The organism is Olsenella profusa (assembly GCF_016900315.1).
GTDB lineage: Bacteria > Actinomycetota > Coriobacteriia > Coriobacteriales > Atopobiaceae > Thermophilibacter > Thermophilibacter profusus_A.
In genome coordinates, this window is record NZ_JACSNQ010000039.1 from 1 (window position 1) to 479 (window position 479).

General features: G+C 60.1%; 1 protein-coding gene. It reads left to right on the top strand.

Annotated elements, in window-relative coordinates:
- Positions 1-172 precede the first annotated feature (172 nt).
- Positions 173-479: hypothetical protein (locus tag H9X80_RS08920; RefSeq protein ID WP_204793992.1), on the top strand; the 307-nt coding region annotated here is incomplete at its 3' end.

The window sequence follows — 479 nt, forward strand, 5'->3', positions numbered from 1 at the left end:
CCCCTAGACCACACCACGATCCTCCTCGACGAGGGGCCCCGAGTCGCTCCGAAATGCGCTCTTGGAGATCGTGTGGTCAATTCCTAACTCAACAGGTTGACTAAACCGTATTAGTCACTACACTTCACACTGAAACTATCCGTTGTCAATGTCGCAACCGCCAGGGACTCCAATGCATGATCACGCCCCCATTCTTGACGACAGGGTGCATCGCCATCTCGCTGAGAAGATTCGCCCCGCCGAGACCACCACGGTGTGCCACCTAAACGTCGAGTGGGCCCCCGTCACCGACACCGTCGAGGGGTTGAACAGCCGGCCCGGGGTCGTCGGCCAGGGTGAACCCATCTCGATCAGTGCGGGCCTAGCCCTGGCATATGAGCCCTTCCGGATAGGCGACACATGGGGACCGCCATGGGGAACAACGTGGTTTCACCTCACCGCGACTGTACCGCCAGAGCACCGCGACGACCACCTTGAGA